The 16,101-nt window shown below is 58.6% G+C and carries 12 protein-coding genes, 1 tRNA gene and 3 pseudogenes; 10 read left to right on the top strand and 6 right to left on the bottom strand.

Annotated features, from left to right (window positions below; genetic code table 11):
• Nucleotides 1–50 precede the first annotated feature (50 nt).
• Both RY831_RS23490 and serS read left to right on the top strand, forming a co-directional pair.
• Nucleotides 51–1,346, top strand: coding sequence for a replication-associated recombination protein A (locus RY831_RS23490; RefSeq protein WP_326508805.1), 1,296 nt, complete (start codon nucleotides 51–53; stop codon nucleotides 1,344–1,346).
• 117 nt (nucleotides 1,347–1,463) lie between these two features.
• Entirely contained in the window at nucleotides 1,464–2,759 is a 1,296-nt protein-coding gene (serS, locus tag RY831_RS23485) for a serine--tRNA ligase (protein WP_326508804.1), read from the top strand.
• A 104-nt stretch (nucleotides 2,760–2,863) separates the two neighbouring features.
• Here serS and RY831_RS23480 read toward each other — a convergent pair whose 3' ends face one another.
• Nucleotides 2,864–4,633 carry a GGDEF domain-containing protein gene (locus tag RY831_RS23480; protein ID WP_326508865.1) on the bottom strand — a complete coding sequence of 590 codons (1,770 nt, stop codon included), beginning with the start codon at nucleotides 4,631–4,633 and terminating at the stop codon, nucleotides 2,864–2,866.
• A 427-nt stretch (nucleotides 4,634–5,060) separates the two neighbouring features.
• Between RY831_RS23480 and RY831_RS23475 the strand changes: the two genes are divergently transcribed.
• Nucleotides 5,061–5,151: transfer RNA gene (locus RY831_RS23475), tRNA-Ser, on the top strand.
• Nucleotides 5,152–5,599: 448 nt separating this feature from the next.
• Here RY831_RS23475 and RY831_RS23470 read toward each other — a convergent pair.
• A complete protein-coding gene (locus RY831_RS23470) occupies nucleotides 5,600–6,154 on the bottom strand; it encodes a Spy/CpxP family protein refolding chaperone (protein ID WP_326508803.1) in 555 nt (184 codons plus the stop codon).
• Between the two features lie 128 nt (nucleotides 6,155–6,282).
• Between RY831_RS23470 and RY831_RS23465 the strand changes: the two genes are divergently transcribed.
• Complete coding sequence (locus tag RY831_RS23465; RefSeq protein ID WP_326508802.1) at nucleotides 6,283–6,867, top strand: Crp/Fnr family transcriptional regulator; 585 nt, start codon at nucleotides 6,283–6,285, stop codon at nucleotides 6,865–6,867.
• Between the two features lie 597 nt (nucleotides 6,868–7,464).
• Here the strand turns inward: RY831_RS23465 and RY831_RS23460 are convergent.
• Nucleotides 7,465–7,977 (bottom strand): polyhydroxyalkanoate granule-associated phasin, encoded by a 513-nt coding sequence (locus RY831_RS23460; protein WP_326508801.1) that lies wholly within the window; start codon nucleotides 7,975–7,977, stop codon nucleotides 7,465–7,467.
• A complete protein-coding gene (locus RY831_RS23455; RefSeq protein WP_326508800.1) occupies nucleotides 7,959–8,207 on the bottom strand; it encodes a hypothetical protein in 249 nt (82 codons plus the stop codon). The genes RY831_RS23460 and RY831_RS23455 overlap by 19 nt, the downstream gene beginning before the upstream one ends.
• Nucleotides 8,208–8,280: 73 nt before the next feature.
• Here RY831_RS23455 and RY831_RS23450 point away from each other — a divergent pair, with 73 nt between their 5' ends.
• The 3 genes from RY831_RS23450 (at nucleotide 8,281) to RY831_RS23440 (ending at nucleotide 11,720) form a co-directional block, all read left to right on the top strand.
• Nucleotides 8,281–9,735 (top strand): Ppx/GppA phosphatase family protein, encoded by a 1,455-nt coding sequence (locus RY831_RS23450; RefSeq protein WP_326508799.1) that lies wholly within the window; start codon nucleotides 8,281–8,283, stop codon nucleotides 9,733–9,735.
• A 122-nt stretch (nucleotides 9,736–9,857) separates the two neighbouring features.
• Entirely contained in the window at nucleotides 9,858–10,322 is a 465-nt protein-coding gene (locus RY831_RS23445; RefSeq protein ID WP_326508798.1) for a hypothetical protein, read from the top strand.
• Nucleotides 10,323–10,472: 150 nt separating this feature from the next.
• Complete coding sequence (locus tag RY831_RS23440; RefSeq protein ID WP_326508797.1) at nucleotides 10,473–11,720, top strand: DUF445 domain-containing protein; 1,248 nt, start codon at nucleotides 10,473–10,475, stop codon at nucleotides 11,718–11,720.
• A 54-nt stretch (nucleotides 11,721–11,774) separates the two neighbouring features.
• Here RY831_RS23440 and RY831_RS23435 read toward each other — a convergent pair whose 3' ends face one another.
• On the bottom strand, nucleotides 11,775–12,242 hold the full coding sequence (locus tag RY831_RS23435; protein ID WP_326508796.1) for a SixA phosphatase family protein: 468 nt from the start codon (nucleotides 12,240–12,242) through the stop codon (nucleotides 11,775–11,777).
• A 13-nt stretch (nucleotides 12,243–12,255) separates the two neighbouring features.
• Nucleotides 12,256–14,373: a polyphosphate kinase 1 gene (ppk1, locus tag RY831_RS23430; RefSeq protein WP_437126318.1), complete on the bottom strand. Its 2,118-nt coding sequence runs from the start codon at nucleotides 14,371–14,373 to the stop codon at nucleotides 12,256–12,258.
• A gap of 213 nt (nucleotides 14,374–14,586) precedes the next feature.
• Between ppk1 and RY831_RS23425 the strand changes: the two are divergent.
• From RY831_RS23425 to RY831_RS23415, 3 pseudogenes are all read left to right on the top strand, one after another.
• Nucleotides 14,587–14,925, top strand: a pseudogene (locus tag RY831_RS23425) (substrate-binding domain-containing protein); the annotation flags it as partial.
• A gap of 14 nt (nucleotides 14,926–14,939) precedes the next feature.
• A pseudogene (gene pstS, locus RY831_RS23420) lies at nucleotides 14,940–15,716 on the top strand (phosphate ABC transporter substrate-binding protein PstS); the annotation flags it as partial.
• Between the two features lie 159 nt (nucleotides 15,717–15,875).
• Nucleotides 15,876–16,101, top strand: a pseudogene (locus tag RY831_RS23415) (phosphate ABC transporter permease subunit PstC); the annotation flags it as partial.

Here is a 16,101-nt window from a genome sequence, read left to right as displayed (position 1 = left end):
CGGCGGCTGCCTTTGACAAGAAGAAAGGCGGGCTCTACCCGTCCATCCAAATGAACAATATTCCCCTCGCCGAACGGCTCCGGCCTCGGACGCTCGATGACGTGATCGGCCAGCAGCACCTGCTCGGGCCGGGCAAGCCCCTGCGCGTCGCGTTCGAGTCGGGCGAGCCGCATTCGATGATCCTGTGGGGACCTCCAGGCGTGGGCAAGACCACGCTGGCCCGACTGATGGCCGACAGCTTCCAGGCCGAATTCATCGCCCTGTCCGCGGTGCTGTCCGGGGTGAAGGATATCCGCGAAGCGGTCGAGCGGGCCCAGGTTTTCCGTGCCAACTCGGGCCGCCGCACCATCCTCTTCGTCGACGAGGTGCATCGCTTCAACAAGAGCCAGCAGGACGCGTTTCTGCCCCACGTGGAAAGCGGACTGTTCACCTTCATCGGGGCGACGACGGAAAATCCGTCGTTCGAGGTCAACGGCGCGCTGCTTTCGCGCGCGGCCGTCTATGTGCTGAAGTCCCTGAGCGACGAGGATCTTGACGCGCTGGTGGACCGTGCCTGCATCCAGGAACTTGAAGGGCTCGACTTCGCTCCCGAAGCCAAGGCGACGCTGATCGCCAGCGCCGACGGCGACGGCCGCAAGCTGCTGAACAACCTGGAAATCGTTGCCCGCGCCGCCGCCGCCGGCGGCCGGCAGGAAGTCGACGAAGCGCTGCTGGCGACCGCGCTGGCGGAAAATCTGCGCCGCTTCGACAAGGGCGGCGATGCCTTCTACGACCAGATATCGGCATTGCACAAGTCGGTGCGGGGCTCCAATCCAGACGCTTCCCTGTACTGGTTTGTACGCATGCTCGACGGCGGCGCCGATCCGCGCTACCTCGCGCGCCGCATCATCCGCATGGCTGCCGAAGACATCGGTCTCGCCGATCCGCGCGCGCTGCGCCTGTCGCTCGACGCCGCCGAAACCTATGAGCGCCTCGGCTCGCCGGAAGGCGAGCTGGCGCTGGCCGAGGCCGTCGTCTATCTGGCCTGCGCCGCCAAGTCGAACGCCGTCTACAACGCCTACAATGCGGCCCGTGCCTTCGTTGCCAAGGACAAGTCGCGGCCGGTGCCGGAACACCTGCGAAATGCGCCGACCAAGCTGATGAAGGAGCTCGGCTACGGCAAGCTCTACCGCTATGCGCATGACGAACCTGACGCCTATGCGGCCGGTGAAACCTATCTGCCGGACGGCATGCGCGAGCCGAACTGGTATCAGCCGACGCCGCGAGGGCTGGAAGGCAAGATCGGTGAAAAGTTGAGCTATCTGCGCGCGCTGGACCGGGACGCGAGGAAGAACGAGAAGAAGTAGAGCGGAAGAGTCGGCTTCGCTTGGCGAAGCTCAATGCCGGGGACTGGCCAATCCGGCGGGAAAAGCTTGCACGCTTGGTACAATGGCGTTTTTCGCATCCAGACCCCCGCATTTCCCATGATCGATATCCAACTCCTGCGCAAAGACATCGACAACGTCGCCGCCCGTCTTGCCGCTCGCAAATTCCAGCTCGATATAGCTGCCTTCAATGCGATGGAAGCAGAACGCAAGCAGATACAGACCCGTACCGAAGAACTCCAGGGCAAGCGCAATTCGCTGTCCAAGCAGATTGGCATGCTCAAGGGCAAGGGTGAGGATGCATCGTCGGTGATGGCCGAGGTCGCCGGCATCGGCGATGAATTGAAGGCATCCGCCGAACGCCTCGACGCCATTCAGGCGAAAATGGGCGAATTCATTCTCGCCGTGCCGAACCTGCCGCACGAATCGGTGCCGGCGGGCCAGGATGAAAGCGGCAACGTGGAAGTCCGCAAGGTCGGCACGCCGCGCCAGTTCGATTTCGAAGTGAAGGACCATGTCGATGTCGGCGCCGGCCTTGGCCTGGATTTCGATGTCGCCGCCAAGCTGACCGGCTCGCGCTTCGCCGTGATGCGGGGCGGCATCGCGCGCCTGCACCGGGCGCTTGCCCAGTTCATGCTCGACACGCATACCGGCGAACATGGCTATACCGAATGCTATACCCCGTACATCGTCAATGCCGATTCGCTGCGCGGCACCGGCCAGCTGCCGAAGTTTGAGGCCGACCTGTTCGCCGTAAAAAAGGGCGGGCAGGAGGGCGAGGGCGAAGCACTCTATCTGATCCCCACTTCGGAAGTGCCGCTGACCAACATGGTCCGCGATGAAATCCTTGCGGCCGATGCGCTGCCGCTCAAGATGACCGCCCATACGCCATGCTTCCGTTCCGAGGCAGGCAGCTACGGCCGCGACACGCGCGGCATGATCCGCCAGCATCAATTCGACAAGGTCGAGATGGTGCAGGTAGTCCATCCGGAGAAATCCTATGAAGCGCTCGAGGAGATGGTCGGGCATGCCGAAAACATCCTGAAGAAGCTGGGCCTGCCATACCGCGTGATCACGCTCTGTACCGGCGATATGGGCTTCGGCGCCGCCAAGACCTATGACCTCGAAGTCTGGCTGCCCGCGCAGAATACCTATCGCGAGATATCGTCGGTATCCAATTGCGAAGCGTTCCAGGCGCGCCGCATGCAGGCGCGTTTCCGCAACGCTCAAGGCAAGCCGGAACTGGTACATACCTTAAATGGTTCCGGTCTCGCGGTCGGCCGCACGCTGGTGGCCATTCTTGAAAATTACCAGCAGGCCGACGGCAGCATCGAGATTCCAGAAGCCCTGCAATCCTACATGGGCGGCATCAAGCGACTGAGCCGCGCCGGCTGATCTGGCAGCGTTGGCCGGGTCCAGTTCGATCCAGCCAGCGATCCGTCACCCCGTGACCCCGCCATCCCGCCGCAAAGCAACGCGGAGAAACAGGGCGTCCGGATTCAGGCTTCCAATGCCAATCCCTGGCGCCGTTCGATGAACAGGCTGTTGCCAGGGATTTTTTTCGCCTGCTTTTTTGCATCCGCGGCTGCGGCCGCAATGCGGTGATGCGACAGGAAGTTGCCGGGTTCGACTTTCACCGCGCCCAGCGATAGGCTGATCAGCGGATGAAAAACCTTTCGGCCGCGCCTGTCTTCGCTGATATAGCCGCCATTTTCCCGGTCGGTCCGGCTGTAATGCTCGATGACCGCGGCGCTGAAACATGACAGCATGCGCCGGCAGCGCTCTTCCCAATCCTCGCTCTGGAACAGAATGATGAAGTCATCGCCTCCGATGTGGCCGATGAAATCGCGGTTGGGGTCGCAGTGCTCCGCCAGGATGCGGCCGGTCAGCTGGATCACATCGTCACCCTTGCGGTAGCCGTAGACATCGTTGAACGGCTTGAAGTGATCAAGATCCGCATAGCATGCGTGGAAGCGCGCACCGCTCTGCAGCAATCTGTCGATGTGTTCGTTGATGGGCACATTGCCCGGCAGGAGCGTCAGGGGATTGGCATAGCGCGCCGCGTTGATCTGCATCTGCGTGATCTCGCGCATCAGGTCCTGCCCGGTGCCCATGCCGATATAGCGGCCTTCACCGGTAATGATGAAGCCGTTGGACAGGTGATGATGATCCGCTTCCACCATCATGCGGCTCAGCTCCTGCAGGCTGGTGTCCCTGTCGATGATCAGCGGATGCGGGTCCATGAAAGTCGTACATGGCTTCTTGCCATATACGTCGCGCGAGAAAAGACGGGCGAAGCGATCGATCAGATTTGCGCGGATAATCAGCCCCACCGGGATGCCGTCCTGCACCACCGGCACCGTCTGCAGATCCGGCGCGCCGATGAACATGTCGTAGACCTCGGTATTGGTCATCGCGGGAGTCGCGATGGGAACGAGGCGCAGCAGCTTCATGGCGGTGACGACGTTGTATCCGAAGGCGCCCTTGTGCGGATAGACGGCCACGCCGTTGCGATGCAGCGCCGAGGCCACTTCATTCGGGATGTCCATGCCCGGGTGCGGATTGGGCCGGGCAATATGGTAGCCCTGGCCATAGGCGATCCCGAGATCGCGCAGCAGCAGCAGTTCGGCCTGGGTCTCGATGCCCTCGGCAATGGTGATGCTGCCGGATTCCTGCGCAATCTCCTGGATGGAACGCACGAACTGCAGCTTGACCGGATCCTGGTTGATTCCCTGCACGAAGTGCATGTCGATCTTGACGTATTCCGGACGCAGCTCCGACCATAGACGCAGGCTGGAAAAACCTTCGCCCAGGTCGTCGATGGCAATCTCGAATCCCATGCCCCGGTAATGCATCACCGCTTCACGCAGCAGATCGTAATCATAGGTGGGCTGGTTCTCCGTCAACTCGATGATGACCTTGTCCGGATTGATGCCGAGTTCATCGATGTAGCTGAGCGTCTCGCCATGGCGCGCCTGCGGCAGCAGCAGCATTTCCGGACTAACGTTAAGAAACAGCTTTCCCGGCAGGCCGAGTTCCGCGAAACGCTCGAGCACGATACGGCGGCACATATGCTCGACCTCGACGCTCAGATTGTTGGCGCGTGCCACCTTGAAGAGATTCATCGGCGAATGCAGCGGGCTGTCCGAGGGCCCGCGGATCAGGCCTTCATAACCGACGATGATCCCGCGCCGCATGTCGATGATGGGCTGGAAAAGCGCCGTCAACTGGCGTTGACTGAGAATTTCATTCAAGCGTGATAACAGCATGGCGTCCCTGTTTTCCAACTGTTTGCCTGCTTCGTCGCCGCGGTTGTTGGCGGTTTGGCGCTGGATGTGCAGCGGTGCGGCTCCATTGATGAGCGGCGCGGCACCGACAATCTCGGATACGAGAGCTGTCATGGTCGGATATCCCTGTCCCATTGCGTCACTCGGCGCAAAGGCGTTTGAAAGCATGCTCAAAACAGTCTTTCTATTTCTTTGATCGTAAAGAGGTTTTCTTGCTGACCGAATAGTAGGATCAATTTATGACAAGACGATGATTAAGAGAAATATGGCGGGAATGAAAACAAGGGAGGGGCAGTTAGTCGCCCCGGTGAAAATTCCTGTGTGCACGTAAAAACTATTCCGCCTGCAAAAAGTGTCTGTTATAATTTCGTGCTTCGCGGCGCTGACTCGCTGCAAGACGACCCAAAACGGAAAGGTGGCAGAGTGGTCGAATGTACCTGACTCGAAATCAGGCGTACGGTATCCCCGTACCGAGGGTTCGAATCCCTCCCTTTCCGCCAGTAGCATGTTTTAAGAAGTTCAGGAACATCCAATAGACCCGCGAGAATCCTTGAGATTACGCGGGTTTTTTGTTTATCAAGCATTCGTAAAGTCGATCGGCATCCTGATACCGTAGGGATACCTGTTGGGGTAAGAGCAAACTGCCCGAGTGCGTCGTTCCGTTCTCAGGACTAGCCGGAGTGATGGCGCAAGCCATCAATGAAGCATCAGCATGGAATTTCGTATCGGACGCGCCTGTTCGATCGCAGGCGTCCCTTCACCTTGACTGTCATGGATAACTACATCTGGTATGTCCAGCCATCCGTGAAGGACTTGCAGCAGATCCGTCTTACCTCAGCCGGATTTTTCCATGTAAGCGTTGACCGAATTCCTGTACCGAGGTGCCGCCACTGCCTTTCCGCGTAACCTTCGAATTAAGTTGGCTTTTAAAGCTGTTGAATTGAATCCTTATCGATAGCCACGAAGTTGATTGTATTTGGCGACCTGTTTTGCGGTTAAAACTTCGGTCATCTTCAGGTGGTAGTTCAGATGGGCCGTCCGCAATTCAGCATGCGCCAGCGCAGCTTTCGCCGCAAGCTGTTGAACAGATTCAAGGGTGGCTTTTCTATCCTTGAAAAGCCGGTCAAGCTCATATTCTTGGGTGATCAGCTGCTCGCCCAATCTCTTGGCTTCCATCTGCATCTGTGCGAATAATTCCTGGATTTTGATCTTCTGTTCCTCGCTTAAGTCCAGTGCATCAGCCAGTTCAAGGGCATGCAAAGGTCCGGGATAGCCGTTCAGTTCTGCGGGCAGCGCGAGTGACATTCCTTTACCGGCACGGATGTCATCGATTTGTTGCTTTGAGAGAGCTTTAATGGCGCGGTTTTCCATGCCGGCGTAGACCGAGGAGCCATGCTGATGCTGTGCATGGCCTTGTGCACCGTGAGGTGCGCTCTGGTGGAAATGTTGTGCAAAAGCGGGAGCGGCAAGTAAAAGGCTAACGGCAAGGAGTGAAGCATTCATTTCGGGTGTCTCCAATGGTTTGTCGTTTGTCAGTACGCGGCATTATTGTCGTCGTCACGTCATACTCATATGATTGCAATCATATGACCAGAAAAACCCTTTCTTCCCCATGTTCACAGTCAGGACCGATGAACGCTTTGTTTCCTCAGATTGCCGGGGTAGTGCCCACCGCTCGCAAGCTTGCTGCCGGCACCATTTTGTTCCGGCAAGGCGACAAAACGCTCGGCATCTTTCGCTTGATGTCCGGACGAATCGCTCTTAACCGCGTTACTTCGGCGGGCACGGAAGTGGTTATGCATACTGTCCGTTCTGGGGAGCTCTTTGCTGAAGCCTCCATTTTTTCAGCGCATTATCACTGTGATGCCGTTGCGATCCAAGACAGCGAGGTGTTGTTCTATCCAAAGGTTGAGCTTGCTTGCCAGCTCAAGGGGAACGCGGAGGAACTGTGGGCATTTACGGCGGAATTGGCACACCGGGTCCAAGGCTTGCGGGCAAGGTTGGAGATACGGCAAATTCGCTCGGCACCGGAGCGGGTCTTGCAGGCGGTGCGGCTACGCTGTGATTCAAGCGGTGTCTGGAAGGTGGACGGAACGCTCAAACAGTTTGCTGAAGAAATTGGCCTGACTCATGAGGCTCTGTATCGCGCCTTGGCGACATTGGAACGTGAAAGGGCCATCGTGAGAAACGGTAACGAAATCCGAATCGGCTTCTAGAAAGTGGGGCGAGGTTGAGCGATTTTCTGTATTTGCGAGCGGCCGTCAGCCTGGAGCATTTTCGCCCTGACCTGCTTGTCGATCCCGGGCGGATTGCCTCTGGTAACCGCGTTGTGCCTCCTTGCCATGGCACGGGGGCGCCGAGCTCGCCATGTCGCGTTGCCACGCCTTGTCCCATAAGCAATCCGCCTCAGCCTTGCCTAAGCCGGTCAGGGCGAAAACGCTCTAGCAACCTGCCCGCGAAAGCGCTTCGAGCTTATGCATTGGTTGGGTGTCAGGAAGATAGCCGAGCTGGATCAAGCACCTGGCAATGGCCGTGTTCCAACTCACCCCGCTAGCACATGGTGAAAACGGTATCGCACCAGCTATTTTCAGTAGTGTAGACCTTGCCGCCGGACGAAGGTCAAACAAATATGGTGAGTGTGTTTTAACCTGGTGCAATCCTTGGCTTGGGTTTCTCTCATTTTCCGCCAGATAGATCACGATTTTAATCATTGAAAAAAGCCGCAATGTGCGGCTTTTTATTTGGGTTTTTTAGTCGGCTCTTTAGTCAAATCCCGACTGCATCGTCGTTTGCATGCCGCCTGGCATGAATTTCTAACGGGGCGGCAGCAGCCCGATCTTTCCCAGTCGCCTGGCATTGGCCGTGGCGCGAGAATGCACCGGCTTGAGCCCATGCTGCGCCACTTCAGCCAGGGATTTTGAAGCGCGTGACCAGTTAGCCCAAGGATTGCCGAAGAGGGCAGCCATCTGGCCGGCCTGTCCGTTAACGGAAGCTGCCAGTGCCGGATTCAATGCGAACCGCCAGAACCAGCCCGCGCTCGCCGCCATCTGTTCGAGCATGGCGATGCCCATCCGCGATTGCATGGCGAACATGCGCATCGACATTGCCGCGGCTGACTCCTGTACTGCCTCCAGTTTTTCCTGTCCCATTAAGGTGAATTCCTTGCGATCCCGGGCATTGGGCATCGGTCCGGCCATGGCCATGCGGCTGGTGCGGTGGCCGATAACCTGGGCCGAAGCAAACAGCATCTCGCTGCCTTTCAGTGCTACTTGGGACCAGACGAGGAAGGGATTGGCGCTCGGGTAGCTTAATCGGCGTACAGACATGCATGGACCTTTTCTGGGAAAGAGTGGAAAGAGCTGGCAAGAAATCCGGAAAACCCGGCTGAAAGCGGAATTTCACCCAGATTGCGCTTTTGAGCCGGAACAAGTCCGTGAAGTTCGTTAAAATTCTGCCATGATGCCGAGTTCCGGAACAGACAATGCCATTCGGTTGTCGGATCGAGACCGGGCACATCAACGGCGGGCGGCAATGTCATGGCAGCGTCATATTCCACGAATATCGTCTTGCAGCTTTTATGCATTGCACACCACGCGATTCCAGAACGCAGTTCAGAAAAGGAATAAGAAATGTTTGCTGCGGTAGATCTCGGCTCCAACAGCTTCCGGCTGCATATCGGCAAGCATGACGGTGGATCGATACGCATACTTAAGACCGCGCGCGATCCCATCCGCCTCGGCGCCGGCCTGGATAGCAGCGGCAATCTCACGCCGCAAGCCATGCAGACGGCACTTACCTGCCTTCGCAATTTCCGGACCATCCTCGCGGAGTTCTCTCTCGATGCAGTGCGTGTCGTTGCGACCAACACCCTGCGTATTGCGAAAAACGCCGCCGAATTCCTGCCCCATGCCGAGGAGGCCATCGGCTATCCGATTGAAATCATCTCCGGCGAGGAAGAGGGGCGGCTGATTTACATGGGAGTGGCGAGTACGCTGGCAAGCAACGAGCGGCGTCTCGTGATCGACATCGGGGGCGGCTCGACCGAATTGATCCTCGGTCACGGCGCCGAGATCTTGCATGTCGATTCCTATGGCGTGGGAACCGTGCGGCAGAGCGAAACCTTTTTCCCCGACGGCCGTATCGATGCCGCCGCCTACGACGCCGCCATCCTGGCGGCCCGCACTTATTTTGAAGACGCCGCCACGCCGTATCATCCGAAGCACTGGCATGCCGCCTACGGTTCCTCCGGGACCATGCGCGCGATTTCGGACGTGATTGCAAAGAATGGTATCGGCGACGGGCGCATGTCCCTGCACAATCTGGAAATACTCAAGAACATGCTGATCGGCTACGGCCATGTCAGCAGGATCGGCCTGCTCGGCATCAAGCCCGAGCGGGTGATCGTGATGATCGGCGGCCTGTCGGTGCTGATCGGCGTCATGCAGGAAATCGGTGTTCCTGCGATGACCGCCGTCGATGCCGGCCTGCGCATGGGCGTGCTGTGGGATCTGGAGCTTCGAGCCACGCGGCGTGACCGGCGCGATCAGTCCGCGCATGAATTCATGCGGCGTTTCCAAGCGGATGAAGGGCGTGCCATTCGCGTGGCCAATACCGCCGCCACGCTGTTCCAGCAGCTCAAGCCCGAATCCGATGTGTACGCGCGGTACCTGTACTGGAGTTCGCTGCTGCATGAGATCGGACTGACGGTCTCCCACACCGGCTTCCACAAGCATTCCGCGTACATGGTCGAAAACGCCGATCTTCCCGGGTTCACGACGCGCGAACAAAGTTTCATGAGCATGCTCATCCTCGCGCAGAAAGGTAATTTGAAGAAAATCGGCGATGCCCTGCAGGATGCCGATTTCGCCAAAGCCGTTCTGGCGCTCAGGCTTGCCGCGATGCTGATGCATTCCCGTATTGATGCCGATGTGAGCCACCTGCGCGTGAAGATGAAGCATCGTATCGAACTCGAAATCGACAACGCCTGGCTCTCGGAACATAGAACGCTTTCCTACTGGCTCGACAAGGAGCGGGGCGCCTGGAATGAAGTCGGCCTTGAGTTCAATGTCAGGGTCAACGGCTGACCCGATCACTGCCCGCTGATTATTTGCCCGTGTCCACAGCTGTTTCCGGAATACCGGAACAGTTGCGTAAAAGGTATAAACGGTATAAATTATTTACACCGTTAAACAACCAAGGGAAAACAATGACAAAAAAAGCAGCCTCCACTTCCGCACCGACCGTCAAGCCGCTGGCAAGCGGCTCGGCGAAAAGCAAGGCCGAACTGATCAAGAAGCCGGCGGGCGCATTGCTGGCAATACCTGCGAACAGCGGCGACGCCGCGGCATCCAAACCGGCCAAACCCACTAAGGCAATCGCAAAGCCGGTCTCCAAGGAGCCCGCCGTCAAGGAAGCGGCCGCCAAGCCTGAAGACAAGGAAAAGCCGAAAAAGCCCAAACTGGTCCGGGACAGCTTCACCATGCCCGAGGCGGAATATGCGGTACTCGGCCAGGTCAAGAAGGACTTCCTTAAAGCAGGCTTCGAAGTCAAAAAGAGCGAATTGCTGCGCGTGGGCGTTGCGTTGATTCGCCAGCTCGACACGACCAAGCTGAAGGAAGTCCTGGATACGCTTCCCGCACTGAAGTCCGGACGCCCCAAGAAAGCGAAGTGACGGCAGCACGGCAGGGCACTGCGGCCAACTGGGTGTCGCAGCGGCCGCCGTGCGGCAACCCGGTCCAGTGCGTTGCCGCCTGTTGTCAAAGATGAACCAATCCGTTGCAGCGATGCTCGAATTCAAAGATTCGGCTGGGGCATTGCATCAATGACAGAAATAGAACAGGCACAACAGTTATCCAAAACGCGTCGGCTGGCGACCGGCCTTCTTTTTGCGATGGCTGCGCTGTTCGTCCTGTCGCGCCTGTTTCAGCCTCGATATCCCTTTCTCTCCTTCGTCTCCGCTTTTGCCGAAGCCGCGATGGTCGGCGCACTCGCCGACTGGTTCGCCGTCACGGCATTGTTCCGCTCGCCGCTGAACCTGCCGATTCCTCATACTGCGATCATTCCACGCAATAAAGACAGGATAGGCGACAGTCTGTCGAACTTCCTCGAACACAATTTCATTACGCAGGAGATTATCCGCGAGGAATTGCGGCCGATGGATTTCGCCGGTGCGGCCGCCAGCTGGCTGTCGAAGCCGGAAAACAGCCAGGCCGTTTCGCGGCAGATCGTCCGCAGCGTGCCGTCATTGCTGAAGCTGATCGAAGACGATGATGTCCGGCATTTCATGCAGAGCCGGCTTGCCTCCGCGCTGGAACGGACCGAGATCGCGCCCCTGCTGGCGGAACTGCTTTCATCCCTGGTCGCGCGCGGCCATCATCGCGCCCTGTTTCATCACCTCATCGGCATGGCCAGCGCGGCGATGGAGAATAACAAGCCTTACATCCGCTGGAAGATCCACGAGAGCAGCCCGCGCTGGATGCCCAAGGCGGTCGATGAAAAAGTCTATGAACGGCTGCTGGAAGCCATCCAGAGCACGCTGGATGAAATGCGCGACGACGACAGCGAATGGCAGACCCGGTTCCAGCGGGTTGCCGACGACTTCATCGCCAAGCTGCGGACGTCGCCGGAATACGAGAAGAAGATCGATGCCGTGCTGGGCGATGTCCTCGGACACCCGCTGGTGCGCGACTACGCGGTACAGGTCTGGCACGACATCAAGGCTAAGCTGGTCGCCGATGCGGCCTCGCCCGAGTCGGCTCTGGCCGCGAAGCTGGAGCAGGCGGTCGGCGCATTCGGCACCGAGCTGCTGGGCGACCAGAAGGTTCAGAAGAAACTCAATCAGTGGATCCGCATTTTCGCTACCGAAACAATCGTCGGACGCCGGCAAGATATCGCCGACCTCGTGGCGCGCGTCATTCGTAAATGGGATGCGGAAACCATGTCGCGCAAGCTGGAACTGCATGTCGGACGCGACCTGCAATACATCCGGATCAACGGCACGATCGTGGGCGGCCTGGTAGGGCTGATCCTGCATGCGGTCACGCTGCTGCTGTGGCAGAGCGGCGCCTGATCAAGCGGCTTCACACAGTACTGCAAAGATTCATATGCGATGCCGGCCGCCGATTCATTTTCCCGCCAGGTCAGCCCCGAGGATGGCCTTGATGTAAGTGGCGTCGATTTCATCATCCGCCTTCTGCGCGATCCAGCAGATGCTTCCCTTGCGCATGGTCCAGTCCTGTGCGGCGCCTTGCAGGAGAAGGGTGATCACATGTCCCAGGGTAGGCTGGTGGCCGACGATGAGCACCGGCTCTTTGCTGTTCGGCCAGTTCGCTGCCTCGAGAATGGCTTCCGCGGTCGAGTCGGTCGCAAGGGAGACATGGGTCTTGAACTTGCGGCGCAGCGCCTCGGCGGTCTGCACCGTGCGCACCGCCGGGCTGGATATTACCCGGCAGTTGTCTGGCAGATGGCGGTCCAGCCATTCGCCCATCCTTACCGCCTGCTTCCTGCCCTTGGGTGTCAAGGCGCGTTCGGAATCGGGCTTGGGTGCTTCATGCGGCTCGGCTTCGGCGTGCCGCCACAGAATGAGTTCCATGTTCGCTCCTTGGTCAATGACGAAGCTCCGGCGTGCCCAGCAGTTGCGCCAGGTACTGCTGGGCGCAGAAGGCATGCTGCTTTCCGCGCGGCTTGCGCCTGTGATACTTGCCATCGGCGGCGAGTTCCCAGGCATTGAGGTTGTCCTTCAGATAGGGATTGAGCCCTTGTGCTATCACCTGCTTCTTCAGCGTCTTGTCCAGCACCGGAAAGGCCACTTCCACCCGCCTGAACAGGTTGCGGTTCATCCAGTCCGCGCTGGCAAGATAAACATCGTGCGCAAGATTATTGCGGAAATAATAGATGCGGCTGTGTTCGAGAAAACGTCCGATGATCGAGCGCACCCGGATATTGTCCGACAGGCCCGGGACGCCGGGCCGCAGCGCACAGGCGCCCCTGACGATCAGGTCGATCTTGACCCCGTCCGCGGAGGCCGCATAAAGTGCGCGGATCACGGATTCATCGAGAAGCGCGTTCATCTTGGCGATGATGCGCGCCGGCTTGCCTTGCTTGGCAATCTCGGCCTCATTGCGGATGGCGCGGATGATCTCCTTCTGCAGATCAAACGGCGCCAGCCACAGGTGCTGAAGCTTCTTCGGCTTGGTCAGGCTGGTCAGGTGAATGAAGACTTCATTGACTTCGGCGGTCAGCGCCGGATGCGCGGTGAGCAGGCCGAAGTCGGTATAGTGCTTGGTTGTGGTCGGATGGTAGTTGCCGGTGCCGAGATGCGCAAAGCGGCGTAGTTCATTGCCTTCGCGTCGCAGAACCAGCGCCAGTTTTGCATGCGTCTTCAGGCCAACCACGCCGTACACGACCTGCGCGCCGGCGCGTTCCAGTTTTTCCGCCCAGTTGATGTTGGCTTCTTCGTCGAAGCGCGCCATCAATTCCACGATCACGGTCACTTCCTTGCCTCGATGGGCTGCCGCGATCAGCGATTCCATCAGGTCCGAGTTCATGCCGGTGCGGTAAATGGTTTGCTTGATCGCCACAACGCTCGGGTCCAGCGCCGCGGTACGGATGAATTCAACCACCGGCTGAAAGGACTGGAAAGGGTGGTGCAGCAGCACATCCTGTTGCCTGAGCGCACTGAATATGTCGCCGTCGGCCAAGCGCGGCAGATTTCCGGGGTGGAAAGGCGGGAAATGCAGGCTAGGCTGACGTACGCCGTTGATCAGCTCGAGCAGCCGCACCATGTTCACCGGGCCGTCGACCGCGTACAGGCGGCTTCTCGGAATGGAGAATTGATCGAGCAGAAAGTCGGCGAGGTGGCCAGGGCAATTGCGGGCGACTTCCAGGCGCACGGCAAACCCGAATTGCCGGCTATGCAATTCGCTTTGCAAGGCCTGGCGAAGGTTTTTCACTTCTTCTTCATCCACCCAAAGATCGCTGTTGCGCGTCACCCGGAATTGAGAATATGCAACCACTTCGCGTCCGGTGAACAGGTCGGCAATATGCGCATGGATGACGGACGACAAAAGGCAGAACGAGGCGGCGCCCTTCTTGGACAGGTGGTCGGGCAGTCGAATGACGCGCGGAAGCACACGCGGTGCCTTCAGGATGGCAATGCCGGTGCCCCGTCCGAAGGCGTCCTTGCCCGACAGTTCTACAATGAAATTCAGGCTCTTGTTAACTACCTGCGGAAACGGATGCGCCGGGTCCAGTCCGATCGGCGTTAGCAGGGGACGCACTTCTCGGTCGAAATATTCCTTGACCCAGGCCCGCTGTTCCTCGTTGCGTTCGGTATGCCGCAGCAGGTAGATTCCCGCTTCGGCCAGCTGGGGCAAGATTTCATTGTTCAACAGATTATATTGGCGCTCGATGATGGCATGGCACTCGTGGCCGGTCCGTTCCATCGCGGCCGCCAGCGCAGGCGGTTCGGTCAGCGCGCCCTGCATCCGGTTGTGGGCAAGCAGGCTCGCGATGCGTACCTCGAAGAACTCATCCAGGTTGCTGCTGACGATGCATAGATAGCGGAGGCGTTCAAGCAGCGGGATGGTCTTGTCTTCCGCCTGGGCCAGCACGCGCCTATTGAAGGCCAGCTGGGAGAGTTCACGGTTCAGATAAATGCTTTCGGGAACTTCCGTCGTGCTTGCTTTCGGTTTGGGCATTTCACGGTGCGTCTTCTTATTCATTAGCGGTATACCGTTCCATGATTCAATTTTGCGGCAGTGTAGTCGTGCAATATTACAAGTTGATGACAGTATTACAGCTTTCACCGCCATTTATGACATAGCTTTTTGGTACTGTCATAAAGCTGTCACAATTGTTGGCTACAGTTCGCCCTGTCTGATTTTGACAAATCTCATGGAGCAGATATGCGACTGAATAAATTCATCACCACGTTGATGATCGCGGCGGGCAGCGCCGTCATGTTTGGCGGTGCAAATGCAGCTGACATCACCGGGGCGGGCGCGACATTCCCCTATCCGATCTATGCTGCCTGGGCGCAGGAATACAAGAAGGCCACCGGCACCGGCCTGAACTATCAGTCCATCGGCTCCGGCGGCGGCATCAAGCAGATCAAGGCCAAGACAGTAGACTTCGGCGCTTCCGACATGCCGCTCAAGGCAGCAGACTTGGAAGCCGACGGCCTGATGCAGTTTCCCGCCATCATGGGCGGTGTGGTACCCATCGTCAATATCGAAGGCATCACCCCCGGCCAGATGAAGCTGACCGGTGAGGTGGTTGCAGATATCNAGCCGACGGCCTGATGCAGTTTCCCGCCATCATGGGCGGTGTGGTACCCATCGTCAATATCGAAGGCATCACCCCCGGCCAGATGAAGCTGACCGGTCCGGTGGTTGCAGATATCTACCTCGGCAAGATCACGAAGTGGAACGCGCCTGAAATCGCCGCGCTCAACCCCGGCGTCAAGCTGCCGGCCGACGAGATCACCGTGATCCACCGTGCCGACGGCTCCGGCACTACCTTCCTGTTCACCGATTACCTGTCCAAGACCAGCCCCGACTTCAAGTCGAAAGTCGGCGCGGGCACCGCGGTCAAGTGGCCGGCGGGCGTGGGCGGCAAGGGTAACGAAGGTGTCGCGGCCAACGTGCAGCGCATCAAGAACTCGATCGGTTACGTCGAGTACGCCTATGCGAAGAAGAACAAGATGTCGCATACCCAGCTGAAGAACCGTGACGGCCAGTTCGTGCAGCCCGATGATGAAACCTTCAAGGCTGCCGCTGCCGGTGCCGAGTGGTCGAAGACGCCGGGCTTCGCCGTGGTGCTGACCGACCAGGCCGGCAAGAGCAGCTGGCCGATCACTGGCGCGTCCTTCATCCTGATGCACAAGAACCAGGTGGATTCGGCCAAGGGCAAGGAAGTGCTGAAGTTCTTCGACTGGGCCTACAAGAACGGCGGCGCAATGGCCACCGAGCTCGACTATGTCGCCATGCCCGCACCGGTGGTGAAGCTGGTGCAAGACGCGTGGAAGGGCCAAGTCAAGGATGCTTCCGGCAAGGCAATCTGGTAACAAAACCGAGCCAGGCTAGTTGAGCTGGCGCGCTGAACCGCTGCGTCCACGCCTGCCTGCCCGGGCATTCTGGACGCAGCCCCAATTGCCAAGAAGGCACACGGCATTATGAATGCACACCTCCCCACGATTGCTTCGTCAGGCGCCAACACGGTGCAGATGACGAAAGAGCAGGAAGCCGCTTCCCAGGCCATGGCATCAACCATGCGCCGGCAACGGCTTCAGGATTTTCTGTTTCATAAACTGACGCTGACGTTTGCGTTGAGCGTCCTGATCGTTCTGGTCGGCATCATCATCTCTCTGATTATCGGCGCCTGGCCGGCGCTCAAGGAATTCGGCCCGGCCTTCGTCACCACCGTCGAATGGGATCCGGTCAACGACCAGT

This window comes from Noviherbaspirillum album (assembly GCF_035916955.1).
GTDB classification, from domain to species: domain Bacteria; phylum Pseudomonadota; class Gammaproteobacteria; order Burkholderiales; family Burkholderiaceae_D; genus Noviherbaspirillum; species Noviherbaspirillum album.
The sequence above is the reverse complement of the archived record's forward strand: the minus strand, read 5'-3'. Positions and strand labels throughout refer to the sequence as shown.

Coding starts and splice junctions, on each gene's coding strand:
- RY831_RS23490 (WP_326508805.1), top strand. CDS start 51: ATGAACAATATTCCCCTCGCCGAACGGCTCCGGCCTCGGACGCTCGAT.
- serS (WP_326508804.1), top strand. CDS start 1,464: ATGATCGATATCCAACTCCTGCGCAAAGACATCGACAACGTCGCCGCC.
- RY831_RS23480 (WP_326508865.1), bottom strand. CDS start 4,633: ATGCTGTTATCACGCTTGAATGAAATTCTCAGTCAACGCCAGTTGACG.
- RY831_RS23470 (WP_326508803.1), bottom strand. CDS start 6,154: ATGAATGCTTCACTCCTTGCCGTTAGCCTTTTACTTGCCGCTCCCGCT.
- RY831_RS23465 (WP_326508802.1), top strand. CDS start 6,283: ATGAACGCTTTGTTTCCTCAGATTGCCGGGGTAGTGCCCACCGCTCGC.
- RY831_RS23460 (WP_326508801.1), bottom strand. CDS start 7,977: ATGTCTGTACGCCGATTAAGCTACCCGAGCGCCAATCCCTTCCTCGTC.
- RY831_RS23450 (WP_326508799.1), top strand. CDS start 8,281: ATGTTTGCTGCGGTAGATCTCGGCTCCAACAGCTTCCGGCTGCATATC.
- RY831_RS23445 (WP_326508798.1), top strand. CDS start 9,858: ATGACAAAAAAAGCAGCCTCCACTTCCGCACCGACCGTCAAGCCGCTG.
- RY831_RS23440 (WP_326508797.1), top strand. CDS start 10,473: ATGACAGAAATAGAACAGGCACAACAGTTATCCAAAACGCGTCGGCTG.
- RY831_RS23435 (WP_326508796.1), bottom strand. CDS start 12,242: ATGGAACTCATTCTGTGGCGGCACGCCGAAGCCGAGCCGCATGAAGCA.
- ppk1 (WP_437126318.1), bottom strand. CDS start 14,373: ATGAATAAGAAGACGCACCGTGAAATGCCCAAACCGAAAGCAAGCACG.